The following is a 26,206-nucleotide window of genomic DNA, read 5'->3' as shown; positions in this document are numbered from 1 at the left end:
AACCGCCGACATTCTGCTTGTAAGGCAGACGCTCTCCCAGCTGAGCTAATCACCCGTTTGCATCTCCGAGGCCGCGAAATTTACGCAGGTGGCGAAGCTAAGTCAATAGCAGGATTGGAGTTTTTCTGAAAAAGACAAAATTGCTTCATTCCTGAAGAAGCCATCGACCCATAGACCGCATTCGCGAGCAGGCTCGCTCCCACAGGACGCGGCTTCGCTTGTTATTCGCTGTAGATCATCTTTTTCGTCATACCGCCATCGACGACGAATTCCTGGCCGGTGACAAACCCGGCATTGCGCGACAGCAGCCAAGCGACCATCGCCGCCACGTCCTCGACGGTTCCCACCCTGCCCGCCGGATGCTGAGCATGATCGGCGTCGGCCAATGGTTCGGCGCGACGCACCGAGGGATCACGCGCATCGATCCAGCCCGGGCTGACAGCATTCACACGAATTTCCGGCCCGAGGCTGATTGCCAGCGCATGGGTCAGCGCCAGCAACCCGCCCTTGCTTGCAGCGTAAGCCTCGGTATCCGGTTCCGACTGCGCGGCGCGGGTCGAGGCCAGATTGACGATCGAACCGTTGTGCGCACGCAGATAGGGCGCACAGTGCTTGGCGAGCAACATCGGCCCGCTCAGGTTCACCGCCAGCACCCGATTCCAATAGGCAAGATCAAGGCTTTCCAGGGTGATGTTGTGCGGATCGGCCACCGCTGCGTTGCAGACCAGGGCATCCAGGCGACCGAACTGCCCCAGCACCTCGGCCACGCCCAGCGCGACCTGATTTTCGTCTGCGACGTCCATGGCGATGAACCAGGCGTTCTCGCCGAGCACCTTCGCCACTTTCGAACCACGCGCCCGATCGAGATCGGTCAGCACCACCTGCCAGCCTTCGCTGATCAGCCAGGCGGCGATGCCCAGACCGATCCCGCGTGCAGCGCCGGTGATCAGCGCCACGCGGCCATGGGTACTGGCCGCCGGTGTGGACAACTCGATCACAATGCCGCCAGACCGCGCGCCAGATCAGCTTGCAGGTCAGCCACATCCTCCAGACCGACCGCGACGCGGATAAGGCTGTCGCGAATGCCTGCTGCTTCACGCTCCTGGGGCGCCAGACGGCCGTGGGAGGTGGTGCTCGGATGGGTGATAGTGGTTTTGCTGTCGCCGAGGTTGGCAGTGATCGAAATCAACCGCGTGGCATCGATAAAGCGCCAGGCGCCCTCTTTGCCGCCCTTGACCTCGAAGCTGACCACGGCACCGAAGCCCTTCTGCTGGCGCTGAGCCAACTCGTGCTGTGGATGGCTCTTGAGACCGGCGTAATGGACTTTCTCGATGCCGTCCTGCTGCTCCAGCCATTCGGCCAGCGCCTGGGCGTTGGCGCAGTGAGCTTTCATGCGCAGGTTCAGCGTCTCGAGCCCCTTGAGGAAGATCCACGCGTTGAACGGGCTGAGGGTCGGCCCGGCGGTCCGCAGGAAACCGACCACTTCCTTCATCTGTTCGCCGCGACCGGCGACAACGCCGCCCATGCAACGGCCCTGACCGTCGATGAACTTGGTCGCCGAGTGCACGACAATGTCCGCGCCGAGCTTCAGCGGCTGTTGCAGCGCCGGGGTGCAGAAGCAATTGTCGACCACCAGTTGCGCGCCCTTGGCATGGGCGATTTCTGCCAGCGCGGCGATATCCACCAGCTCGGCCAACGGGTTGGACGGCGACTCGACGAAAAGCAGTCTGGTGTTCGGCTTGATCGCCGCATCCCAAGCCGACAGATCGGCCAGCGGCACGTAATCAACTTCGACGCCGAAGCGCTTGAAATACTTTTCGAACAGACTGATGGTCGAGCCGAACACACTGCGCGACACCAGCACATGATCGCCAGCACTGCACAGACTCATCACCACCGCCATGATCGCGGCCATGCCGGTTGCCGTGGCGACGGCTTGCTCGGCGCCCTCCAGCGCGGCGATGCGCTCTTCGAACGCGCGCACGGTCGGGTTGGTGTAACGCGAATAAACGTTGCCCGGCACTTCGCCGGCAAACCGCGCCGCCGCATCGGCAGCGGTGCGGAACACGTAGCTGGAGGTGAAGAACATCGGATCACCGTGCTCGCCTTCCGGCGTGCGGTGCTGACCGGCACGGACGGCCAGGGTATCGAACGCTACGCCTTCGAGGTCGCTGTCCAGCCGACCGGCATCCCATTCCTGACTCATGCTGTCTCTCCTTGCTGTGTTCTCGAAAAAATGTCAGATACAAAACCGGCCCCTCAGGGCCGGTGGAAACTCAGTTGTTGTACAGATCGATGATCGCACTGACTGCCTGGGTCTTGACCTTCGAAGCATCGTTGCGCGCCTGTTCGATCTTGTCCAGGTAAGCCTCGTCGACATCACCGGTCACGTACTTGCCATCGAATACCGCGCAATCGAAGTTTTCGATTTTGATCTTGCCGCCGCCGACCGCTTCGATCAAGTCAGGCAAGTCCTGATAGATCAGCCAGTCGGCGCCGATCAGATCAGCCACGTCCTGGGTCGAACGGTTGTGCGCGATCAGTTCGTGCGCGCTCGGCATATCGATACCGTAGACGTTCGGGAAGCGCACCGCGGGTGCCGCCGAGCAGAAATAGACGTTCTTAGCGCCGGCTTCGCGAGCCATCTGGATGATCTGCTTGCAGGTGGTGCCGCGTACGATCGAGTCGTCGACCAGCATCACGTTCTTGCCGCGGAACTCCAGCTCGATGGCATTGAGCTTCTGGCGTACCGATTTCTTGCGCGCAGCCTGGCCGGGCATGATGAAGGTACGACCGATGTAACGGTTCTTGACGAAGCCTTCACGGAACTTCACGCCCAGGTGATTGGCCAGTTCCAGCGCCGCGGTACGGCTGGTATCGGGAATCGGGATGACCACGTCGATGTCGTGCTCAGGACGCTCGCGCAGGATCTTTTCGGCGAGTTTCTCGCCCATGCGCAGACGCGCCTTGTACACCGATACGCCGTCGATGATCGAGTCCGGACGCGCCAGGTAGACGTGTTCGAAAATGCACGGGGTCAGCGACGGATTGGTCGCGCACTGACGGGTGTGCAGTTTGCCGTCTTCGGTGATGTACACCGCTTCGCCCGGTGCGAGGTCGCGGATCAGGGTAAAACCGAGCACGTCCAGCGAAACGCTTTCCGAGGCAATCATGTACTCCACGCCTTCGTCAGTGTGACGCTGGCCGAACACGATTGGACGAATGCCGTGCGGGTCGCGGAAACCGACGATACCGTAACCGGTGATCATCGCCACAACGGCGTAACCGCCAACGCAACGATTGTGCACGTCGGTCACGGCGGCGAACACGTCTTCTTCGGTCGGCTGCAGCTTGCCGCGCTGGGCCAGCTCGTGGGCGAACACGTTGAGCAGCACTTCCGAGTCGGAACTGGTGTTGACGTGACGCAGATCGGATTCGTAGATCTCTTTGGCCAACTGTTCAACGTTGGTCAGGTTACCGTTGTGCGCCAGGGTGATGCCGTACGGCGAGTTGACGTAGAACGGCTGGGCTTCGGCCGACGTCGAGCTGCCGGCAGTCGGGTAACGGACGTGGCCGATACCCATGTGGCCGACCAGACGCTGCATGTGACGCTGCTGGAACACGTCACGCACCAGGCCATTATCCTTGCGCAGGAACAACCGGCCATCATGGCTGGTCACGATACCGGCAGCGTCCTGGCCGCGGTGCTGGAGCACGGTTAGCGCGTCATACAGCGCCTGATTGACGTTCGACTTACCGACGATACCGACGATGCCACACATGCGACGCAACCCCTACTTAATGGATCTGAACTGAACAACACTCACTGAGGCGTTTTCGCCGTCGGCAAGAGCTGCTCCTTGAACGGAATCTCAGCGGGTACGCTGATTCCGCTGGCAAGCCACTGACTGCTCCACCCCAATATCAGGTTCTTGGACCAGTCGGCGACCAATAGAAACTTGGGCACGAGCTGTGATTCTTTCCACCACCCGTCCTGCTGTACCGGCCCCAGGCTCAACAGCCCGACCGCCACGACCACCAGCAACACGCCACGCGCTGCACCGAAGGCCATGCCGAGGAATCGATCGGTTCCGGACAACCCGGTGACGCGAACCAACTCGCCGATAAGATAATTGATCATTGCGCCCACGATCAGTGTGGCGACAAACATGATGGCACAGCCCGCGATCACGCGAGCCGATGGGGTTTCGATGTATCCGGCGAGGTACTCGGACAGTGAGCCACCAAACATCCAGGCAACCGCTCCTGCGATGATCCAGGTCAGCAGCGATAAAGCTTCTTTTACGAAGCCGCGGCTCAGACTGATCAAAGCGGAGATGGCGATGATTGCAACGATCGCCCAGTCAACCCAGGTAAATGGCACAGTGCAGCCTACAGACGGATAAGGCGGCGCATTTTAGCAGAGCGCATGGCTGTCGGTAAGCTGCGATTGTCAGTGGTTTTCAATCGAGGTGATAGATTTCAGCCACGTTCAGGCTGAAAACGGACAACGAAGCCTTTGAGGTTCTGCTGGCGACTCAGCAGATCGCGCAAGCGATCGGCTTCGGCACGCTCGATCAGCGGACCGACGAACACCCGATTCTTGCCATCAGCCGAACGGATATAGGCGTTGTAGCCTTGGCTGCGCAGGTTTTTCTGCAGGCTTTCGGCGCTGGCGCGGCTCGACAGACTGGCCAGCTGCACCGACCAACTCACCGACAGACCGTTGGCATCGACGCGGCTCTGCGTGGTATCGGGCTTGCTCGTTGCCGAGGTGATCGGCTGGGCCGGCGCCGGGATCGGCTTGGCCACCGGTGGCGGCGTTGCCGGGCGGGCAATCTGCGCAGGGATGGTCGGTGCTGGCGCAGCCGGAGCAGCCGGGGTTGCCGGAGCAGCCGGGGCGGTTTCTTCAGCGACTTCCTCGTCCGTCGGCACCGGCTCCTGCGGCAGGGCTTGCGGTTCAGGCACGGCGACCGGATCCATTTGCACTTGCGGCATCGTCGGAGCTTGCGGCGCCGCCGGGGCCTCGACCGTCACCTGACGCTGCTCGTCCTGGCGGGAAAACAGCATCGGCAGGAAGATCACCGCCAGCGCCACCAGCACCAGCGCGCCGACCATGCGCTGTTTGTACGCTTTATCCAGCAAAGCCATTTGCCGCTTCCTCCGTGGAGCGCCGGGCCAGCCATTCAAGGGCCTCGGCAACACAATAAAATGATCCGAACAACAGAATCTCGTCGTCACTGGTCGCTACCGCGCACTGGCCTTCCAGAGCAGCGGTGACGCTGTCGTAGGACGCGACCGCAGCGCCAAGGTTCTGCAGCGCTGCCTGCAACTCTGCGACCGGGCGCGCGCGTGGCGAATCCAGCGGCGCGACAGCCCAATGCGCGACACTAGCATTCAATTCGCTAACAACACCATCGAGATCCTTGTCAGCCAGCAGGCCGAACACCGCCAGGCGCTTGCCAACCGGCGGCCGTGCGGCCAGACGCCGCGCAAGGTATTCAGCGGCATGCGGGTTGTGACCGACGTCCAGCAACAGATTCAGACGCTTGCCATTCCACTCGAATGAACGACGATCAAGGCGTCCGACCACGCGCGTCGCCTGCAATGCAGCGACAATCTGCTCGGCATTCCATGGCAACCCCGTCAGCAGATAGGCTTGCAGCGCCAGCGCGGCGTTTTCCATCGGCAGATCGAGCAGTGGCAAGTCACGCAGTTCGACCGCTTGGCCCTGTGCATCGCTACCGCGCCACTGCCAATGCTGCTCGGTGATGCCGAGATCGAAATCGCGTCCACGCAGGAAAAACGGGCAAGCCAGCTCGCGGGCCTTATCCAGCAGTGGTTGCGGGGGATTCAGATCGCCACACAGGGCCGGTTTCCCTTGCCGGAAGATGCCGGCCTTTTCGAAAGCCACGGATTCGCGGGTGTCGCCTAGATAATCGGCGTGATCGACGCCAATGCTGGTGACCAGTGCAATATCGGCATCGACCACATTGACGGTATCCAGACGTCCGCCCAGCCCCACCTCAAGCACCACGGCGTCAAGCGCGGACTGCTGGAACAGCCAGAACGCCGCCAGGGTACCCATTTCGAAGTAAGTCAGGGAAGTCTCGCCGCGGCCCGCCTCGACTGCAGCAAAGGCTTCGCACAGCTGGGCGTCAGTGGCTTCGACGCCGTTGAGCTGCACCCGCTCGTTGTAACGCAGCAGGTGCGGAGAATTGTAGACCCCAACGCTCAGGCCCTGCGCGCGCAGCAACGAAGCCACGAACGCACAGGTCGAACCTTTGCCGTTGGTGCCGGTGACCGTAATCACCCGAGGTGCAGGCTGGCCCAGCCCCATGCGGGACGCGACCTGTTGCGAACGCTCCAGGCCCATGTCGATGGCCGACGGATGCAACTGCTCGAGGTAGGCGAGCCATTCACCAAGGGTGCGCTGGGTCATACGTTGGCAGGCACCGGCGGCACCACGATCGGCTCGATCGGCGCGGCAACGAACTTCGGCGTCGGCTTGCCGGTCATCTGCGCCAGCAGGTTACCCAGACGCGGGCGCAGTTCCTGACGGTGAATGATCATGTCGATCGCGCCGTGCTCCAGCAGGAATTCGCTGCGCTGGAAGCCTTCCGGCAGTTTCTCGCGCACGGTCTGCTCGATCACACGCGGGCCGGCGAAGCCGATCAGGGCCTTCGGCTCGCCAACGATGACATCGCCGAGCATCGCCAGACTGGCAGAAACACCGCCGTAGACCGGGTCGGTCAATACGGAGATGAACGGAATGCCTTCTTCACGCAGACGCGCCAGCACGGCCGAAGTCTTGGCCATCTGCATCAGCGAGATCAGCGCTTCCTGCATGCGCGCGCCACCGGAAGCGGCGAAGCAGATCATCGGGCAGCGGTTTTCAAGGGCGTAGTTGGCAGCGCGAACGAAGCGCTCACCGACGATGGCACCCATGGAACCGCCCATGAAGTTGAATTCGAATGCCGAAACCACCACCGGCATGCCCAGCAAGGTACCGCTGACCGAGATCAGCGCGTCTTTTTCGCCGGTCTGCTTTTGCGCGGCAACCAGACGATCCTTGTACTTCTTGCCGTCGCGGAATTTCAGACGGTCAACCGGCTCCAGGTCCGCGCCCAGTTCGTTGCGGCCTTCCGGATCGAGAAAAATGTCGATACGCGCACGTGCGCCGATGCGCATGTGATGGTTGCACTTGGGGCAAACGTCCAGGGTCTTTTCCAGCTCTGGACGGTACAACACCGCCTCGCAGGATGGGCATTTGTGCCACAGACCTTCAGGCACCGAGCTCTTCTTGACCTCCGAGCGCATGATCGAAGGGATCAGTTTGTCTACTAACCAGTTGCTCATGCTTTCTTTCTCCAGTACCGGCGGCCCGAACGCTCTGGTTCGCAGCCCCGCGTATGCCCTTGAGCTAAATTCATGTGTGTGGCGATGGTTGATGAGGAGTCGCGGTCAGCGCGAAACATGACCTGCGTACGATTCAGCAACCCTCAGCCGCGCCTGCTTTGTGCAAGTGCATTGATGGACGGCGGCAGACTGCCAGCCGTCACATCGACGATGTATTGCCGCGCACCGCGTTGATGAATGCGCGAATCTTGTGGTGATCCTTGATGCCTTTGCTCGCCTCTACCCCGCCGCTGACATCCACCGCGTAGGGCTTGACCCGCGCTACCGCGTCCGCCACGTTCTCCGGTGTCAGGCCACCGGCCAGAATCAGCGGTTTGCTCAAGTGTTGCGGAATCAGTGACCAGTCAAACGCCTCGCCGGTTCCACCGGGCACCCCTTCGACATAGGTGTCGAGCAGCACGCCACTGGCGCCGGGAAAGGCATCGCAGGCAGCAGCAATGTCATCACCCGCCTTGACCCGCAGCGCTTTGATGTACGGACGATGCCAGCCTTCGCACTCCTGCGCGCTTTCGTCGCCATGGAACTGCAGCAGATCCAGCGGCACCGCATCGAGGATTTCTCCGAGCTCGCAACGGCTGGCATTGACGAACAGCCCCACGGTGGTAACGAACGGCGGCAGCGCCTTGATGATCGCCCGCGCCTGTTGCACGTTCACCGCCCGCGGACTCTTGGCGTAAAACACCAAGCCGATCGCGTCGGCACCTGCTTCGACGGCGGCCAGCGCATCTTCGATGCGGGTAATGCCGCAGATCTTGCTGCGAACGGCTGACATGTCAGGAAAACCTCAAGGCAAAATCCGAAAACGTCCCGGATGGTAACAAAAGCGTTCGAGGGCGTCAGCCGTCAAGTTCGGAGAAACCCGTAAGGAAATGTGGCCCGATAAAGCGCTCGGGCAGCGGAAATTCGTCGTGGTACTCGACCTGCACCAGATACAACCCGTAGGGATGCGCCGTGACCCCGCCGGAGCGACGCTCGCGACTTTCCAGCACTTCCTTCATCCACTCCACCGGACGCTCACCGGCACCGATGGTCATCAGCACACCGGCGATGTTGCGCACCATGTGGTGCAGGAACGCGTTGGCACGAATATCGAGCACGATCATCTTGCCGTGACGGGTTACGCGCAGGTGATGCATCTTCTTGATCGGCGACTTGGCCTGGCACTGACCAGCCCGGAACGCGCTGAAATCGTGGGTACCAATCAGGTACTGCGCGGCCTCGGCCATGCGTTCTACGTCGAGCGGACGGTGGTTCCAGGTGATTTCTTCGTTGAGGTGCGCCGGGCGAATCTGATCGTTGTAGATCACATAGCGATAACGCCGGGCGATGGCTTTGAAGCGGGCGTGAAAATGCGCGGGCATGACCCTCGCCCAACTGACGCTGATATCGTGGGGCAGATTGATGTTGGCACCCATGACCCAGGCTTTCAGCGAGCGATCAACCTGAGTGTCGAAGTGCACTACCTGGCCGCAGGCATGCACGCCAGCGTCGGTACGCCCGGCGCATTGCAGTGACACCGGCGAATCGGCGACTTTCGACAAGGCTTTTTCAAGCTCTTCCTGCACCGTCGCCACGCCGGTCAACTGCCGCTGCCAGCCGCTGTAGCGCGAGCCTTTGTACTCAACGCCCAGCGCGACGCGGTAAAAGCCGTCGGGCGCCATTTCGGCGACCGGGTTATCTATGTTTGCCAAGGTGGGACAGCCTGCTGATTTGCAAAGGCGGGCATTATAAGGCGGCGGGCCGGGGATGCCAGAGTTCTCTGTCGCGTGTTCGGCCCCAATCGCGAGCAGGCTCACTCCTACAAGGGGTACGCATTTCAACTGTAGGAGTGAGCCTGCTCGCGATAGCGGTTTCTGAACACCGCAGAAACGGGCACAAACAAAAACGGCAGCCTCACCGGGCTGCCGTTTTTGTTTGTTGCTGAACTCAGACCAGGTTGGAAAGCATTTCCTTGGCCTCGCCCCGCTGCTTCTCGTCACCCTCGGTCAACACTTCGTTGAGGATGTCGCGCGCACCGTCGGCATCGCCCATGTCGATGTAAGCCTGGGCCAGATCGAGTTTGGTCGCCGCTTCGTCGGTACCGGCGAGGAAGTCGAAATCATCTTCGCCCAGGTCATCACCCAGCGCTGCGTCCGCTTCGGTAAAGGTCGGTTCGGCCATGCTTTGCGACAGGCGATCGAGCTCGGCATTGACGTCGTCCAGTTCGGCCGTGAACGCATCCGGCTCGGCGGCTGGATTGGTGTCCATTTCGTCGGCCAGTGACAGGTCGAAATCGGCTGGCAACTCCAGATCATCCTGCGGCACCTCAGCGACTGCCGGCGTCTCGACCGGAGGCAGATCTTTCACGCCCTCGTCCAGATCCAGCAGGAAGTCATCTTCAGCCAAAGTGGCCGGCGATGGTTCGGCGCCAAGGTCCATGTCCAGATCGAAGTCCGACAGATCGTCGAGATTGTCTTTCATCTCGGTCTGCTCTTGCAGCACCGAGGCGAAGCTCAAATCGTCTTCAGCCGGGAATTCATCCAGCTCGACCGGCGCTTCTGGCTCAACCGCTGGTGCAGGGTCGACCGGAGTGATGTTGTCGAGATCATCCAGGCTCAAATCGAACGCCGTGTCCAGATCGTCAGTCGCAGGCTCAGGCGCTTGCGGCTCGTCCTGCAACAGATCCTTGACGTATTGCGCATCCAGTTCGGCAGCAACGGCGGCAGCCGCCAGCCCACCGGCAGCGACCACGGCCATGGCCGGGAAGCGGCTTTTCAGTGCTTCGACCTTGGCGAAGTTATCGCCATTGGCCACCAGTTGACGCTCTTGCGCGACGAACGCATCGCGGTCGCCCTGCTGACCGTAGACTTCCATCAGTTTCAGGCGCAGATCGCTGCGTTCCGGCTCGAGGCTGACACCCTCTTCCAGCAGCGCGGCGGCCTGATTCAGGCGACCGGCATTGATGTGCGATTGCGCCTTGTCGAGCACGTCATCCGAGCGCTCGCCGGCCGGGGCCACCAGAGGCGCGGCGATCGGCGCAGCCATCACCACCGGAGTGACAACCGGTGCGGGCGTTGGCGCAGGTGCCGGAGCAGGCGTGTTGAGCTTGACGCTCGCCGCCGGAGTTTCCAGGCCAGAGAAGCTGCTTTCCGGCAGATCGTGCTCGGCGGAGAACTCCTGCTCTTCAGCCAGGGCGCGGGCCATGCGCAGATGCTTTTCAGCTTCCTGCTGGGCTTTGCGACGACGCGCCAGCAGCAACAACAGAAGCAGCAGAACCACCGCACCGCCGCCGATCAGGCCGAGCAGGATCGGATTGGTCAGCAGGTCGTTGAAGGCCTTGTCATCGTCAGCAGCAGCCGGTGTGGTTTCGACCACCGGTTCTACGACCGGCTCCACTGGCGTTTCCGCCGGCGGCGCAATGGCCGACTCTGGGGTGGGCGAAGCCGCTGCGGCGTCCGCCGGAGTCGCCGGCGGAGTCGCGGCCAGTTCGGCGGTAATCGCCGGCACCGGCGGCACAGCACCGTTGGCGCCAGGCGCAGCGCCAGGCGCGACACCGGCACCATCGGCCTGCATCTTCGCCAATTGATTGTTCTTCAGCTCGATCAGTTTCTGCAGCTTGTCCAGCTGACTTTGCAGATCAGCCATGCGGCTTTTCAGTTCCTCGTTGTCACGACGGGTCGTGTCGAGGTTTTCCTGAGTGATCGCCAGTTTGTTGCTCAGCGCCTTGGCATCACCTGCCGGGCCTTTCGCCCCGGGCCTGGCGTTTTCCGCCGAGACCAGGCTCAGGTTGTCCTGGGTGTTGGGCGCAGCCCCCGTGTTGCCACGGCCGCGATTGGTCGCGTCGAGTTGCTGCTGACCGGTGCCTGGCTTGGCCACGTAACGACGGCCCTGACGCCAGGCTTCGTTCTGCGCCGCCACTTCAGCGATGGCTGCTGACTGTGGCAGCGCCGTGCTTTGTACCGAGTCCGGCAGACGCAGCACCTGACCGGTTTTCAGACGGTTGATGTTGCCGTCGATAAAGGCATTCGGATTGAGTGCCTGAATCGCCAGCATGGTCTGCTGCACCGAGCCGCCATTGCGCGCCTTCGCGGCGATTTCCCACAGGGTGTCGCGCGGTGTGGTGGTGTATTGATTGCGATGGGTGGCGCCAGTGGTTGGCGCAGTGATGGTCTGCGACGGCGCCGGTTGCGCGGCAGCGTCAGCGGTCTGCGGCGAGAACTTCGACGGATCCAGCAGCACGCTGTAATCACGCAGCAAGCGTCCATTGGGCCACATCACTTGCACGAGAAACTTCACCATCGGTTCCGACAACGGCTGGCTCGAGGTCACGCGCAACACGCTTTTGCCGTTGGCGTTGAGCACCGGGGTGAAGGTCAGATCATTGAGAAACGCCTGGCGGTCGACGCCGGCCTTGGCGAAATCTTCGGGTGAAGCCAGGCTCGGCACCACCTCGGCGGCGGTGAGATCCTTGACGTCGAGCAGCTCGATTTCAGCCACCAACGGCTGGTTCAGGGTCGACTTCAGGGTCAGCTCCCCGAGCCCGAGGGCATGCGCCATACCGGAGGACAGCGCCGAGGCGGCCGCTATTGCTAACACCAGTTTGCGAACTTGAACCATAGCCTCATCCTTTGTTTGAACGTTCCTCGGCCAGCGAGAAGCTTTTGAATACCGCTGCCGTAAGGCATTGCGCGCGACGACGGAAGTCGCCGCGCGCGATCATTTCTGTGCTGCCCCGGAAAGTCCCGGAGAGTGACTCGTCATCGATCGCTTCGGGCAAGCATAGCGCGCACCTAGAATCAGTCGACAAATTGTTGCCAAGTATCTTTTACAGCAGGTCTTTTATCAACAACTCAGCCAGTTGCACGGCATTGAGCGCCGCGCCTTTGCGTACGTTATCTGACGTCAGCCAAAGATTTAGTTCCGCCGGGTCGTCGACGCCGCTGCGCACGCGCCCGACATAGACCACGTCCTGCCCCACTGCGTCGCCGACAGCGGTCGGATAATCGCCGGCATCAACCAGCTCGATGCCCGGCGCAGCTTCGAGCGCTGCGTTGACCTTTTCCAGGTCAACAGCACTACCTGACTGCAAGGTCACGCTAAAGCTATCGCCAAAAAACACCGGGGCTTGAACGCAAGTGGCAGAAATCTTCAATAAAGGTTTCGCCAGTACCTGCCGCAGCTCACGCACCAGGCGTTTTTCCAGCAGCGTATGGCCCTGCGCATCCGGCGTGCCGACCTGGGCCAGCAGGTTGAACGCCATCTGCCGATCAAAGAACGTCGGCTCCAGCGGACGCATGTTCAGCAGTTCGGCGGTCTGCCGCGCGAGTTCGGTGACCGCCTCACGACCTTGCGCAGAAACCGCCAGATTGGCGGTGACGTTGACGTATTGCAGGTCGATCAGATCGAGCAGCGGCGCCAACACCACCGCAAGGGTCGTGGCCGACGGGCTCGGGCTGCTGACCTGGAATGGGCTTTTCAGACTGGCGAGGACTTCGGCATTCGCCTCCGGCACCACTTGTGGCGCCTGATCGGCGGGCAAGGCGCCGGACAGGTCGATCAACGAGCAACCGGCGGCGTGGGCGCGCGCCGCATAGCTCAGGGACACCGCAGCGCCGGCGGCGAAGAACACCAGTCTGACCTTGCTGAAATCGAACTCGTCGACCTCACGCACGCGCACGTTCTTGTTGCGGAACAGCACCGAACTGCCAGCCGATTCACTGCTGGCCAACAGGTGCAGGTTGCCGACCGGAAAGTCGCGCTCTTCGAGAATCTGTACGAGCGTTTCGCCGACAGTACCGGTGGCGCCGATAACGGCGATATCGAAAGTCTGGGTCATGGAGCTACCTCTGGCAAAACGGGGGGAGCGGCACTTTACCGGGTGGGTGGCGCACAGGCAATTTCTGCAGGATTTGCGGCGGCTGTACCAACCCTTTCGCGAGCAGGCTCGCTCCCACAGGGGACCGCATTTCAAAAGCGGGAGCGAGCCTGCTCGCGAAGATGCCAGGCAAGGCACCGCATCTTCAGGCATAAAAAAACCCGCACCTCTTGCAAGGCGCGGGCTCTTTCATCGCCTCAAGCGATCAACGCTCCAGCAGAATCCGCAGCATGCGGCGCAGCGGTTCAGCCGCGCCCCACAGCAGCTGGTCGCCGACGGTGAAGGCTCCGACGAATTGCGAACCCATGTTCAGCTTGCGCAGACGACCGACCGGGACATTCAGGGTGCCGGTGACCTTGGTCGGGCTCAGCTCCTGCATGCTGATTTCGCGCTGGTTCGGCACCAGTTTGACCCAAGGGTTGTGCTGGCTGATCAGCCCTTCGATGTCGGCGATCGGCACGTCTTTGTTCAGCTTGATGGTCAACGCCTGGCTATGGCAACGCATGGCACCGATGCGCACGCAGATGCCGTCGACCGGAATCGGGCTCTTGAAGCGACCGAGGATCTTGTTGGTCTCGGCCTGGGCCTTCCATTCTTCGCGGCTCTGGCCGTTCGGCAGTTCCTTGTCGATCCACGGGATCAGGCTGCCGGCCAGCGGTACGCCGAAGTTTTCCGTCGGGTAGGCTTCGCTGCGCATGGCTTCGGCCACGCGGCGGTCGATGTCGAGGATCGCGCTGGCCGGGTCGGCCAGTTGATCGGCAACTGCGGCATGGGTCGCGCCCATCTGCTTGATCAGTTCACGCATGTTCTGCGCGCCGGCACCGGAGGCCGCCTGATAAGTCATGGCGCTCATCCACTCGACCAGACCGGCTTCGAACAGACCGCCCAGGCCCATCAGCATCAGGCTGACGGTGCAGTTGCCGCCGATGTAGTTCTTGGTACCCGCGTCCAGCTGCTGGTCGATGACCTTGCGGTTGACCGGGTCAAGAATGATCACCGCGTCATCGTTCATGCGCAGGCTCGACGCCGCATCGATCCAGTAACCCTGCCAGCCGGCTTCGCGCAGCTTGGGGAATACTTCGCTGGTGTAGTCGCCGCCCTGGCAGGTCAGGATCACGTCGAGGGTCTTCAGCTCGTCAATGCTGTAAGCGTCCTTGAGCGGAGCAATGTCCTTGCCCACGGACGGGCCTTGGCCACCGACATTGGACGTGGTGAAAAACACCGGCTCGATAAGATCGAAATCCTGCTCTTCCAGCATCCGCTGCATGAGCACGGAACCGACCATCCCGCGCCAACCGATCAGACCTACACGTTTCATCGCAACTACACCTTCTTGAAAAGTGGGCCGCTGCTTTGTATTGAATTTCGCAGCGGGCCCGAGAGATTACAGATTCTGCAGCGCGGCGACTACTGCGTCGCCCATTTCCTGCGTACCGACTTTGGTACAACCGGCGGAATGAATGTCGCCGGTGCGCAAGCCCTGATCGAGCACGACGCTGACGGCTTTTTCGATGGCATCGGCAGCATCGTGCAGATTGAAGCTGTAACGCAGCATCATCGACACCGACAGGATCGTCGCCAGCGGGTTGGCAATGCCTTTACCGGCAATGTCCGGGGCCGAGCCGTGGCACGGCTCGTACATGCCCTTGTTGTTGGAATCCAGCGAAGCCGAAGGCAGCATGCCGATCGAACCGGTGAGCATCGACGCTTCGTCGGAGAGGATATCGCCGAACAGGTTGTCGGTGACGATCACGTCGAACTGCTTCGGCGCACGCACCAGTTGCATGGCGGCGTTGTCGACGTACATGTGGCTCAGTTCGACTTCCGGGTAATCCTTTGCAACCTGCTCTACCACTTCACGCCACAACTGGCTGGACGCCAGGACGTTGGCCTTGTCCACCGAGCAGAGCTTCTTGCCGCGGACCATGGCCATATCGAAACCGACACGGGCGATGCGGCGGATTTCGCTTTCGCTGTACGGCAGCGTGTCGTAGGACTGACGCTCGCCGTTGTCCAGCGTACGGGTGCCACGCGGCGCGCCGAAGTAGATGCCGCCAGTCAGCTCACGGACGATGAGAATGTCCAGGCCGGCGACGATTTCCGGCTTCAGGCTCGACGCGTCGGCCAGTTGCGGATACAGGATCGCCGGGCGCAGGTTGCCGAACAGACCCAGTTGCGCACGGATTTTCAGCAGACCACGCTCAGGACGGATGTCACGCTCGATGGTGTCCCATTTCGGGCCACCGACCGCGCCCAGCAGCACGGCATCGGCAGCCCGCGCACGATCGAGGGTTTCGTCGGCCAGCGGCACGCCGTGCTTGTCGATGGCCGCGCCACCGATGACGTCGTGGCTCAGCTCGAAGCCCAGGCTGTATTTGTCATTGGCCAGTTCCAGCACCTTGACCGCTTCGGCCATGATTTCCGGACCAATACCATCACCCGGGAGAATCAGAATCTGCTTGCTCATGCTTTCCTCGTGTCTTCAAGCGGTGCGCCACTGAACGGCGCGCCCGGAAAAATGCTTATCGCTCAGCCATCAGTACGATCACATCGGTACTGAACGAGCCGTCGGCATCAATTTCAAAATATTCACGCACTTCGCTGCCCATCGACTGCTGCAACTGGCGAATCGCCGCGCGCAGCACTTCAGGCGTGCGCATGCGCTCGACCCAGCTGCTGTACTCCAGACGCAGGCGCTGGCGCGAGGTGCTGCGCACATGCAGACCGGCCTCGCTGACCTGGCGCAGCCACTCGGCGGCGGAGTAGTCGCGGACGTGACTGGTATCGCGCAGTACTTCAACGCTTTGCAGGTAAGTGTCGAACAAGGGACTGCCCGGTGACAACACATCGACGAACGCCGCCACCCCGCCCGGCTTGAGCACCCGGCGCACCTCGCGCAGGGCCAGACCGAGGTCGCTCCAGTGATGCGCCGAATAGCGGCTGAACACAAAATCGAACTCGCCCTCGGCGAATGGCAGGCGCTCGGCAGCGCCATTGACCGTGACGATATTGCTCAAGCCGCGATCGACGGCAGCGCCGGCAACCACATCGAGCATTTGCTGCGACAGGTCGTAAGCCACAACCTCCCTGACCAGCGGTGCGACATGAAAACTGACATGCCCGGCGCCACAACCCAGATCCAGCACCCGCGCCGCGCCCTGCCCGGCCAGCTCGGCCTGCAGCAGTGCGAATTCACTGCCTTGGGCGTGAACGGCGCTGCTCAGGTAAGCGGCGGCCTGTTCGCCGAATTGTGTCTGGACGACCTGGGAGTGCCGGGTGGTGCTGGTCATGGGGACATCCTGTTCAATTTTGTGTTGCTTTGGAGGGCCCCATCGCGAGCAGGCTCACTCCTACAGGGGAACGCATTTCAAATGTAGGAGTGAGCCTGCTCGCGATGGCGTCATTCGCCATACGCGAATCAGGCGTCGCGAAACAACCACGGCTGGCTGACCCGATGCTTCGCCTCGAACGTCGCAATCGCATCGCCGTCCTGCAGGGTCAGGCCGATATCGTCCAGACCATTGAGCAGGCAATGCTTGCGAAACGCGTCGATCTCGAAGCTGTAGACCTTGCCATCCGGGCGGGTCACGGTCTGCGCTTGCAGATCGATCTGCAATTGATAACCCGGCTCGGCTTCAACCTGCTTAAACAGTTCATCAACTTCTGCATCGCTGAGGATGATCGGCAGCAGGCCGTTCTTGAAACTGTTGTTGAAGAAGATGTCGGCATAACTGGGCGCGATGATGCTGCGAAAACCATACTCTTCCAGCGCCCAGGGCGCGTGTTCACGACTCGAACCGCAGCCGAAGTTCTCGCGGGCGAGCAGCACGCTGGCCCCCTGATAACGCTCGGCGTTGAGGACGAAATCCTTGTTCAACGGGCGCTTGGAGTTGTCCTGATACGGCTGGCCAACATCCAGATAACGCCACTCGTCGAACAGGTTCGGACCAAAACCGGTGCGCTTGATCGACTTCAAGAACTGCTTGGGAATGATCTGATCGGTGTCGACGTTGGCACGATCCAGAGGCGCGACAAGACCAGTGTGCTGAGTAAATGCCTTCATCTTTACTGTGCTCCTTGGATCAATTCACGAACGTCGATGAAACGGCCGTTCACCGCTGCTGCCGCCGCCATGGCCGGGCTGACGAGATGGGTACGGCCACCGGCGCCCTGACGGCCTTCGAAGTTGCGGTTGGAAGTCGAGGCGCAATGCTCGCCGGATTCCAAACGGTCCGGGTTCATCGCCAGGCACATCGAGCAACCCGGCTCGCGCCATTCGAAACCGGCTTCGAGGAAAATCCGGTCGAGGCCTTCGGCTTCGGCCTGCGCCTTGACCAGACCCGAGCCCGGCACGACGATCGCCTGCTTGATGGTCGAGGCCACCTTGCGGCCCTTGGCAATCACCGCAGCGGCGCGCAAGTCTTCGATGCGCGAATTGGTGCAGGAACCGATGAACACGCGATCAAGCTGAATGTCGGTGATCGCCTGATTGGCGGTCAGACCCATGTATTTCAGGGCGCGGACGATTGAGTCGCGCTTGACCAGATCCATTTCCTTCGCCGGGTCCGGTACGTTCTGATCAACAGCCAAAACCATTTCCGGGGAAGTGCCCCAGCTGACTTGCGGCTTGATCTGCGCGGCGTCCAGCTCGACCACGGTGTCGAATTTGGCATCGGCGTCGGAAACCAGATCTTTCCAGGCTTCGACGGCCATGTCCCACTGCTCGCCCTTCGGCGCGAATGGACGACCTTTGACGTAATCGATGGTCTTCTGATCCGCCGCCACCAGGCCGACACGGGCGCCGGCTTCGATGGACATGTTGCAGATGGTCATGCGGCCTTCGACGGACAGATCGCGGATCGCGCTGCCGGCAAATTCGATGGCATGGCCGTTACCGCCGGCGGTGCCGATCTTGCCGATCACGGCGAGGACGATGTCCTTGGCGGTCACGCCGAACGGCAGTTGGCCTTCGACGCGCACCAGCATGTTTTTCATTTTCTTCGCCACCAGGCATTGCGTGGCGAGCACGTGCTCGACCTCGGAAGTGCCGATGCCGTGGGCCAATGCACCGAATGCGCCATGGGTCGAGGTGTGCGAGTCGCCGCAGACTACGGTCATGCCCGGCAAGGTCGCGCCCTGCTCCGGGCTGATGACGTGGACGATGCCTTGGCGAACGTCGTTCATCTTGAACTCGACAATGCCGTATTCATCGCAGTTGTCGTCGAGGGTCTGTACCTGCAAACGCGAAACCTGATCGGCAATGGCTTCGATGCCGCCCTTGCGTTCCGGGGTGGTCGGTACGTTGTGGTCCGGGGTGGCGATGTTGGCATCGATGCGCCAAGGCTTGCGCCCGGCCAGACGCAGGCCCTCGAAGGCTTGCGGCGAAGTCACTTCGTGAATGATGTGACGATCGATATAGATCAGCGCCGAGCCATCGTCGCGCTGCTTGACCAAATGCGAATCCCAGAGCTTGTCGTAGAGCGTTTTGCCGGCCATCAGACGGTTCCTCATCAGCTTGTTTCTATGCCTTGGGCTTATCAATGACCCTTTGGCTTGTGAGGTCGATCCTATGGGGTTAGATTAAATAACTCAAATTCATATTTTTCATGCTTTGGATAACCAACTGGAATGAGACATGGACCTGGCTAACCTCAATGCATTTATTGCCATCGCCGAGACCGGCAGCTTCTCCGGCGCGGGCGAACGCCTGCACTTGACCCAACCGGCGATCAGCAAGCGCATTGCCGGGCTTGAGCAGCAATTAAAGGTGCGCCTGTTCGATCGCCTGGGACGTGAAGTCGGCCTGACCGAGGCTGGGCGCGCCCTGCTGCCACGGGCTTATCAGATTCTCAATGTGCTCGACGACACCCGCCGCGCCCTGACCAACCTGACCGGGGAAGTCAGCGGTCGCCTGACCCTGGCCACCAGTCACCACATCGGCCTGCACCGCTTGCCTCCTCTATTAAGGGAGTTCACTCGCCGCTACCCACAGGTTGCGCTGGATATTCAGTTTCTCGATTCGGAAGTGGCCTACGAGGAAATTCTCCACGGGCGCGCGGAACTGGCGGTCATCACCCTGGCGCCGGAGCCGCACACCCTGGTCAAAGCCACGCCGGTGTGGGACGACCCGCTGGATTTCGTCGTGGCCCCGGAGCACTCGCTGATCAACAACGGCGTCGTCAGTCTGGCGGACATTGCCGGCCATCCGGCGGTTTTCCCCGGCGGCAACACCTTTACTCATCATATCGTCCAGCGTTTGTTCGAAGCCCAGGGCCTGACGCCGAACATCGCCATGAGCACCAACTACCTGGAAACCATCAAGATGATGGTCTCCATCGGCCTGGCCTGGAGCGTGCTGCCGCGCACCATGCTCGATGAGCAAGTGGCAAGCATCGCATTGCCGGGCATACAGCTCACTCGCCAGCTAGGCTATATCTTGCACACCGAACGGACGCTATCGAATGCAGCAAGAGCCTTCATGGCCCTGCTGGATGCACAAATCGATCGGCCAGGGACTCCGGCCTGACTTGTGCTAATCCTATAGAGCCGCCCCCTGTGCCTAACGCCACTCAGCTCAAGGCCCGCTGACAATGCCGAAATCTGTTGACCGAATTCCGCCGATGCCGCGAATCCAGGCTGTTGATCCGCGCCATTCCGAGCAGAGCTGGGAAAGCGCGCCGCAATTGCTCGCCGCGCTCAACGGCGCGCGGCTCGGTGCCTGGTATTGGGACATCGAGCGCGGCCAGATCAGCTGGTCGCGGGGCACTCAGGCATTGTTCGGTTTCGATCCACGGCAGCCATTACCCGCCGATCTGGAATACCTCGACCTGCTGCCGCCGGAAGACCGCGCGAAAACCGTGCGCGCCTTCCACGCGGTGATCGCCGGCGCCCCGCTGGAACAGGCGATGCATCACCGCATTCGCTGGCCCGACGGCAGTCTGCATTGGCTGGAAATCAGCGGCAGCCTGTTGCCGGACAAGAACGGCCGGCCCCGAATGATCGGGGTGATTCGCGAAATCACCCACCAACGCCAGCGCGAGCAGGCCCTGAGCAGCTCGGAGAAACGTTTCGCTACACTTTTCCACCTGTGCCCTAACATGGTTCTTCTGACCCGTCAGGAGGACGGTCTGATCAGCGAAGCCAATCAGTATTTCGAAAGCCTGTTCGGCTGGCCGGTGCAAAGCGCCATCGGCCGCACTACGCTGGAACTGGGCTTGTGGGTGCATCCGGAGCAACGTGCCGAACTGGTGAAAAAAACCAAGGCCAAGGGCGAACTGATCAGCATGGAAGTGCAGTTCCGCGCCAGCAACGGCCAAGTCCACGACGGCATCCTCAGCGCGCAGAAAGTCGAGCTCGAAGGCCAGCCCTATCTACTCAGCACGTTCCTCGACACCACTGAACGCAAAGCCGCCGAACTGGCCTTGAAGGACAGCCAGGAACGCCTCGACCTGGCGCTGGACTCGGCGCAACTCGGCACCTGGGACTGGCACATCCCCAGCGGCATGCTCTACGGCTCGGCGCGCGCCGCGCAATTGCACGGGCTGGAGCCGATTCCATTCCATGAATCATTCGAGGAGTTTTTCGAAGGGGTACCCGGTGAGGAACGCGACACGATGCGCGACGCCTACCGCAGCCTGCGCGAAGGTCCGGCCGGCAACTATCAACTGACCTATCGCGTGCAATTGCCCGATGGCAGCTCGCGGTATCTGGAAAGCCGCGCGCGCCTGTATCGCGACGACAATGGCGCGCCGCTGCGCATGGCCGGCACGCTGCTGGACATCACCGATCAGGTCGAGCGCGAACAGCGCTTGGTGGCTTCGGAAGAGAAATTCGCCACACTGTTTCAGGTCAGCCCTGATCCGATCTGCGTCACGCGCCAGGAAACCGGGGAATTCATCGAGATCAACTCCAGCTTCAGCCAGACCTTTGGCTGGAGCGCCGCCGACGTCATCGGCCACACTGCCGAAGAAATCGGCCTGTGGGACGCCTCGGCCAAAAGCCTGCAACGCATCGAACGGGTGATTCGCGAACAAGGCCTGAGCAACGTCGCGATTCTGGTTCAGCACAAGGACGGCCAGTCGCTGACCTGCGTGATTTCCAGCCGGCAGATCAGCGTCGGCGATCAGCCGTGCATCGTCACCACCCTGCGTGACATCACCCAACAACAGCGCTCGGAAGCGGCGCTGAAGGCCAGTGAAGAAAAGTTCGCCAAGGCATTTCACTCCAGCCCCGACGCCATCACCATCACCGAGCGCGACACCGGGCGTTATCTGGAGGTCAACGACGGCTTCTGTCGCCTCACCGGCTATCGCGCCGACGAAGTGGTGGGCAAAACCGTTTATCAAGTAGGGATCTGGGCCGAAGAAAAACAGCGCTCGACGCTACTCGCCGAACTGCAGATCAAGGGCCGCGTGCATCATCAGGAAATGCTCGGGCGCAACAAGCGCGGCGAATTGCTCACGGTAGAGGTTTCGGTCGAACCGATCACCCTTAACGAAACCGCGTGCCTGCTGCTTACGGCGCGCGACGTCAGCCTGCTGAAGAACGCCGAAGCGCAGATCCGTCATTTGGCCTATCACGACCCGCTGACCAACCTGCCCAACCGCGCGCTGCTGATGGATCGCCTGAGCCAGCAGATCGCCCTGCTCAAGCGCCACAATCTGCGTGGCGCCTTGCTGTTTCTCGATCTCGATCACTTCAAACACATCAACGATTCCCTCGGCCACCCGGTCGGCGACACCGTGCTGAAAATCATCACCGCACGGCTCGAAGCCAGCGTGCGCATGGAAGACACCGTGGCGCGCCTCGGTGGCGACGAATTCGTGGTGTTGCTCAGCGGCCTCGAAGGTTCGCGCAGTGAAGTCAGCGAGCAAGTGCGCGCGCTGGCCGACACCATTCGCGAACTGCTCTCGGAGCCGATGTTCCTCGACGGCCAACGCCTGCAAGTGACGCCGAGCATCGGCGTGGCATTGATTCCCGATCACGGCTCGACCCCGACCGACCTGCTCAAACGCGCCGACATCGCCCTGTACCGCGCCAAGGACTCCGGGCGCAACACCACGCAGATGTATCACAACACCATGCAGAAAGCGGCCAGCGAGCGCCTGCGCATGGAGACCGACCTGCGTCTGGCGCTGTCACGCGGCGAGTTCAATGTGCATTTTCAGCCGCAGGTCGATGCCCGCGACAACCGCATCATCGGCGCCGAAGCCTTGGTGCGCTGGAACCATCCCGAACTCGGCGCGCAATCGCCCACCGAGTTCATCAAGGTGCTGGAAGACAGCGGCCTGATCCTTGAAGTCGGCACCTGGATTCTCGATGAAGCCTGCAACGCCTTCAAACAACTGATCGCGCTGAAACTCGTCGACCCGTTCAACTTCAGCCTGTGCGTGAACATCAGCCCGCGGCAGTTCCGCCAGAACGATTTCGTCGAACGCATCGAACACAGCATGACCAGCCACGGCCTGCCGTGTTCGCTGCTGAAACTGGAAATCACCGAAGGCATCGTCATCCAGAATCTGGACGACACCATCAGCAAAATGCGCCGTTTGAAAAAACTTGGCGTGAGCTTCGCCATGGACGATTTCGGCACCGGTTATTCATCGCTGACGTACCTGAAACGCCTGCCGGTCGACACGCTGAAAATCGATCAGTCGTTCATCCGCGATGCGACCACCGACTCCAATGTCGCGGAGATCATTCGCGCAATTGTCGCGATGGCCCGCAGCCTCGAGCTGGAAGTCATTGCCGAAGGCGTGGAGACGTCGGCCCAACTGGCATTTTTGCAGGGGCTGGACTGCCATTTGTATCAGGGCTATCTGCACAGCCGGCCGGTAGGGTTGGAGGATCTGAAAAAACTGCTCGAATAGCGGACACAAAAAAGGGCGCCATCACTGGCGCCCTTTTTGTTGCCCGACGTTATTGCAGGACAGGCTGTTGCGCTCCATTGATCGGGATGCGCTTGGCTTTCGCTTCTTCCGGGATCACACGGAGCAGGTCGATGCTCAACAGGCCGTTGCGCAGCGCAGCGTCCTTGATCTCGATGTGATCGGCCAGACGGAACGACAGCTTGAAGGCTCGCTGAGCGATGCCCTGGTGCAAGAACGTGACGTTCTCGTCGGTGTCGCGCTTGCCGCCACTGATGGTCAGCACACCCTTCTCGACTTGCAGGTCCAGGTCTTCTTCCTGGAAACCGGCGGCCGCAACGACGATGCGGTATTGGTCATCACCGTGTTTTTCGACGTTGTAGGGTGGGTAGCTGCTGCCTGGCTCGTTACGCAGCGCGGTTTCGAACAGGTCGTTGAAACGGTCGAAACCTACCGAGGAACGGAACAGTGGCGCGAGGGAAAATGCAGTGCTCATGATTCAAATCTCCTGAAAACAATCAGCAAGGTTTTGTGTCTCCGCGACCCGAATTCGGCATCGCGTACCCCTTAGATAGGGACCGCTGTTTTGATTTCAAGAGACTGTTTTCAGATTTTTTACGCGGCCTCGACGAGCGGCAATCCGAGCAAATGCGAGACGTGATCAGGCTCGGTTTCGCGGCGCAGAACGGTGAAAAGCTCGGCGGCTTCCGGGTAGTTGCGCGTCAGCATGGCCAGCCATTGCTTGAGGCGACCGGGCGATTGGCGCGCGGTCATCTGCGCTTTGGCCTGCAGCCAGAAGTCCTGAATCAGCGGCATCAGCTCGGCCCAGGTCATCTCGACGACTTCTTCGCCGGCGCGGGCGGCAGCGATCTGCCGGGCCAGATCCGGGCGGGAGACCAGACCACGACCGAGCATGATGTCTTCGACGCCACTGATTTCGCGGCAACGGCGCCAGTCTTCGACGCTCCAGATATCACCGTTGGCGAACACCGGCACTTTGACCACGTCTTGTACGCGCGGGATCCACTCCCAATGTGCCGGCGGTTTGTAGCCGTCCATTTTCGTCCGCGCATGTACGACGATGTGCTCCGCCCCGCCTTCGGCCAGCGCCGTGGCGCAGACCAGCGACCCGTCGGGACTGTCGAAACCCAGGCGCATTTTTGCGGTGACCGGGATGTGCGCCGGTACGGCGCGACGCACGTGCTCGACGATCTGATTGAGCAGCTCCGGCTCTTTCAGCAGCACGGCACCGCCGCGGGATTTGTTGACGGTCTTGGCCGGGCAGCCGAAGTTGAGGTCGATCACTTCAGAACCGAGTTCGCAGGCCAGCGCGGCGTTTTCCGCCAGGCACACCGGATCGGAACCAAGCAACTGCACGCGCAGCGGCACGCCAGACGCGGTGCGGGCGCCGTTGAGCAGCTCGGGGCCGAACTTGTGGAAGTACGCCGGGGTGAGCAACTGGTCGTTGACCCGAATGAATTCGGTCACGCACCAATCGATGCCGCCAACGCGGGTCAGCACGTCGCGCAGGATGTCGTCGACCAACCCCTCCATGGGCGCCAGAGCAATTTGCATGGGGAAACACTACTTGAGGAAAAAACGTGCGGCAGTTTACTGGATTACGCGCAAAACCGCAGATCCCTTGTAGGAGTGAGCCTGCTCGCGATAGCGGTGTGCCAGGCGATGCATACGTGGCGGATACACCGCCATCGCGAGCAGGCTCACTCCTACAGGTTAGATTTGAGCAGATTCCGGGATATGGATCGCCGGGCCATAACCTTCAATGAACTCGGCCGGCATCCGCTTGGGCTTGCCGGTCGACAGCTCGATGCAGACGAACGTGGTCTGCGCGCGCAACAGGGTGGCGTTGTCGCTGGGGCGTTTGAGCTGGAAATGCCGGGTCATTTTCAGGCGCTGATCCCAATCGACGATCCAGGTCGCCAGTTGCAGTTCATCACCATCATAGGCCGCGGCCAGGTAATCGATTTCGTGGCGGACGACAGCCATCGCCCGATCCAGTCGCCGGTATTCGACCAGGTCCAGGCCGAGGCGCTGCGAGTGGCGCCAGGCGCAGCGTTCAAGCCAGGTCACGTACACGGCGTTATTGGCGTGCCCGAGCCCGTCAATGTCCTCGGCGCCTACTTGCAGATCAATGGTAAACGGCGTTGCCCGATCCCAGCCCATGCCCCACTCCCGGTCAAAGTTTTCAACCGGGGCAGTGTAACGGAGCTCAGGCCGATTGGCGCGCCTGAAGGCTGCGACCGGCGAGCAGTGATAACACGCCATCAATCACTCGAGGGTCGGCCAGCACCCGTTGATGACCACCACTCTCCAGGCGCAGCAGACGGCTGTCGAACCAGGCCTCGTGAATCAGTTGCGATTCCTTGACCGAGACGAAGTTGTCGTCCTCGGCGTGCACGATCAGGCCGGGCATATCCAGTTGATAGTGGGCAACGTCAAGCGTCGCGGCGCGCATGCCGACGTCCTGCTCGACCTGACGAATGAACGCCGAGCGCGCACGCGGCGGCATGCCGACCATGCGCGCGAATCCGCGCAGTACGCCGAGAATGCGCGACGGTGCGGCGATGCTGACCAGGGTTTCGGTGCGCAACCCCAATTGCACGGCGAGCATTGCGCTGGCGCCACCCATGGAGTGACCGATCACCGCTTGCAGCGGCGGCAATTCGGCAGCGGCTTCAAGCATGGCGCGGGCGAACAGCACCACGTTGGCTTCGCGCCCGGGCGAACGACCATGGGCCGGGCCGTCGAGTGCGACGACGGTATAACCGGCGTCGACCAGCGCTTTGATCAGCGAAGCGAACTGCGTGGGCCGCCCTTCCCAACCATGCATGAGCAACACCGTAGGGCCTTGCCCCCAACGCAGCGCCGACAGGCCGAAGCGCAAAGTGATGCGCTCGGAACTCGCCAGCAGCGGCAGCTCCCAGTCCCGCAGCGGAAGCGCGCGGGGCGTCATGAACGCCAGGCGCATCTTGCTCGCCACCAGTTTCGGTGCAAACCAGCCCAAGGTACCGTTAACGCCACGAACCCACTTCAACGCGTTCATCGC

At 61.4% G+C, this 26,206-nt stretch carries 22 protein-coding genes; 2 read left to right on the top strand and 20 right to left on the bottom strand.

Going from position 1 to position 26,206, the window contains the following annotated elements; all coding sequences use genetic code 11:
• Positions 1-221: 221 nt before the first annotated feature.
• From QRN33_RS13790 to leuC, 16 genes are all read right to left on the bottom strand, one after another.
• The gene (locus tag QRN33_RS13790) at positions 222-998 is read right to left on the bottom strand and encodes an SDR family oxidoreductase (protein WP_285409054.1); all 777 of its coding nucleotides are present in this window, start codon (positions 996-998) and stop codon (positions 222-224) included.
• Positions 995-2,206 carry an O-succinylhomoserine sulfhydrylase gene (locus tag QRN33_RS13785; protein ID WP_042609435.1) on the bottom strand — a complete coding sequence of 404 codons (1,212 nt, stop codon included), beginning with the start codon at positions 2,204-2,206 and terminating at the stop codon, positions 995-997. Before QRN33_RS13785 ends, QRN33_RS13790 begins: the two co-directional genes overlap by 4 nt.
• Before the next feature lie 70 nt (positions 2,207-2,276).
• On the bottom strand, positions 2,277-3,782 hold the full coding sequence (purF, locus tag QRN33_RS13780) for an amidophosphoribosyltransferase (protein ID WP_003226416.1): 1,506 nt from the start codon (positions 3,780-3,782) through the stop codon (positions 2,277-2,279).
• Between the two features lie 41 nt (positions 3,783-3,823).
• Positions 3,824-4,384, bottom strand: coding sequence for a CvpA family protein (locus QRN33_RS13775; RefSeq protein ID WP_016773942.1), 561 nt, complete (start codon positions 4,382-4,384; stop codon positions 3,824-3,826).
• 98 nt (positions 4,385-4,482) lie between these two features.
• Entirely contained in the window at positions 4,483-5,151 is a 669-nt protein-coding gene (locus QRN33_RS13770; RefSeq protein WP_285409051.1) for an SPOR domain-containing protein, read from the bottom strand.
• Positions 5,135-6,442 (bottom strand): bifunctional tetrahydrofolate synthase/dihydrofolate synthase, encoded by a 1,308-nt coding sequence (gene folC, locus QRN33_RS13765; protein ID WP_285409049.1) that lies wholly within the window; start codon positions 6,440-6,442, stop codon positions 5,135-5,137. Before folC ends, QRN33_RS13770 begins: the two co-directional genes overlap by 17 nt.
• Entirely contained in the window at positions 6,439-7,359 is a 921-nt protein-coding gene (accD, locus tag QRN33_RS13760; protein ID WP_016773939.1) for an acetyl-CoA carboxylase, carboxyltransferase subunit beta, read from the bottom strand. Before accD ends, folC begins: the two co-directional genes overlap by 4 nt.
• A 199-nt stretch (positions 7,360-7,558) precedes the next feature.
• Positions 7,559-8,191: a phosphoribosylanthranilate isomerase gene (locus QRN33_RS13755; RefSeq protein WP_024012391.1), complete on the bottom strand. Its 633-nt coding sequence runs from the start codon at positions 8,189-8,191 to the stop codon at positions 7,559-7,561.
• 64 nt (positions 8,192-8,255) lie between these two features.
• A complete protein-coding gene (gene truA / locus QRN33_RS13750) occupies positions 8,256-9,080 on the bottom strand; it encodes a tRNA pseudouridine(38-40) synthase TruA (protein ID WP_042609431.1) in 825 nt (274 codons plus the stop codon).
• A 265-nt stretch (positions 9,081-9,345) separates the two neighbouring features.
• Positions 9,346-12,015 carry a FimV/HubP family polar landmark protein gene (locus QRN33_RS13745; RefSeq protein WP_285409046.1) on the bottom strand — a complete coding sequence of 890 codons (2,670 nt, stop codon included), beginning with the start codon at positions 12,013-12,015 and terminating at the stop codon, positions 9,346-9,348.
• 208 nt (positions 12,016-12,223) lie between these two features.
• Positions 12,224-13,234: an aspartate-semialdehyde dehydrogenase gene (locus tag QRN33_RS13740; protein ID WP_064363921.1), complete on the bottom strand. Its 1,011-nt coding sequence runs from the start codon at positions 13,232-13,234 to the stop codon at positions 12,224-12,226.
• Between the two features lie 244 nt (positions 13,235-13,478).
• Positions 13,479-14,591 carry an aspartate-semialdehyde dehydrogenase gene (gene asd / locus QRN33_RS13735; protein ID WP_042609428.1) on the bottom strand — a complete coding sequence of 371 codons (1,113 nt, stop codon included), beginning with the start codon at positions 14,589-14,591 and terminating at the stop codon, positions 13,479-13,481.
• 66 nt (positions 14,592-14,657) lie between these two features.
• Positions 14,658-15,740 (bottom strand): 3-isopropylmalate dehydrogenase, encoded by a 1,083-nt coding sequence (gene leuB, locus QRN33_RS13730; protein ID WP_285409043.1) that lies wholly within the window; start codon positions 15,738-15,740, stop codon positions 14,658-14,660.
• Between the two features lie 55 nt (positions 15,741-15,795).
• On the bottom strand, positions 15,796-16,563 hold the full coding sequence (locus tag QRN33_RS13725; RefSeq protein WP_285409041.1) for a class I SAM-dependent methyltransferase: 768 nt from the start codon (positions 16,561-16,563) through the stop codon (positions 15,796-15,798).
• Positions 16,564-16,691: 128 nt separating this feature from the next.
• Positions 16,692-17,336 carry a 3-isopropylmalate dehydratase small subunit gene (gene leuD, locus QRN33_RS13720; RefSeq protein ID WP_024012386.1) on the bottom strand — a complete coding sequence of 215 codons (645 nt, stop codon included), beginning with the start codon at positions 17,334-17,336 and terminating at the stop codon, positions 16,692-16,694.
• A 2-nt stretch (positions 17,337-17,338) separates the two neighbouring features.
• Positions 17,339-18,769 (bottom strand): 3-isopropylmalate dehydratase large subunit, encoded by a 1,431-nt coding sequence (gene leuC, locus QRN33_RS13715; RefSeq protein ID WP_042609425.1) that lies wholly within the window; start codon positions 18,767-18,769, stop codon positions 17,339-17,341.
• A 139-nt stretch (positions 18,770-18,908) separates the two neighbouring features.
• Here leuC and QRN33_RS13710 point away from each other — a divergent pair, with 139 nt between their 5' ends.
• Positions 18,909-19,799 carry a LysR family transcriptional regulator gene (locus QRN33_RS13710; protein WP_285409039.1) on the top strand — a complete coding sequence of 297 codons (891 nt, stop codon included), beginning with the start codon at positions 18,909-18,911 and terminating at the stop codon, positions 19,797-19,799.
• Positions 19,800-19,863: 64 nt separating this feature from the next.
• Positions 19,864-23,142, top strand: a complete 3,279-nt coding sequence (locus tag QRN33_RS13705; protein WP_064363916.1) for a PAS domain S-box protein — start codon at positions 19,864-19,866, stop codon at positions 23,140-23,142.
• A gap of 49 nt (positions 23,143-23,191) precedes the next feature.
• On the opposite strand, the gene QRN33_RS13700 is transcribed toward QRN33_RS13705, so the two are convergent.
• The 4 genes from QRN33_RS13700 to QRN33_RS13685 form a co-directional block, all read right to left on the bottom strand.
• Positions 23,192-23,635: an Hsp20 family protein gene (locus QRN33_RS13700; RefSeq protein WP_042609422.1), complete on the bottom strand. Its 444-nt coding sequence runs from the start codon at positions 23,633-23,635 to the stop codon at positions 23,192-23,194.
• A gap of 119 nt (positions 23,636-23,754) precedes the next feature.
• Positions 23,755-24,714, bottom strand: coding sequence for a tRNA dihydrouridine synthase (locus tag QRN33_RS13695; RefSeq protein WP_064363915.1), 960 nt, complete (start codon positions 24,712-24,714; stop codon positions 23,755-23,757).
• Between the two features lie 159 nt (positions 24,715-24,873).
• The gene (locus QRN33_RS13690) at positions 24,874-25,323 is read right to left on the bottom strand and encodes an acyl-CoA thioesterase (protein WP_285409036.1); all 450 of its coding nucleotides are present in this window, start codon (positions 25,321-25,323) and stop codon (positions 24,874-24,876) included.
• A 46-nt stretch (positions 25,324-25,369) separates the two neighbouring features.
• On the bottom strand, positions 25,370-26,203 hold the full coding sequence (locus tag QRN33_RS13685; RefSeq protein WP_064363914.1) for an alpha/beta fold hydrolase: 834 nt from the start codon (positions 26,201-26,203) through the stop codon (positions 25,370-25,372).
• Positions 26,204-26,206: the final 3 nt, after the last annotated feature.

Source organism: Pseudomonas sp. FR229a (assembly GCF_030209115.1).
Lineage (GTDB): Bacteria > Pseudomonadota > Gammaproteobacteria > Pseudomonadales > Pseudomonadaceae > Aquipseudomonas > Aquipseudomonas moraviensis_A.
This window is presented reverse-complemented; position numbering and strand designations above follow the sequence as displayed.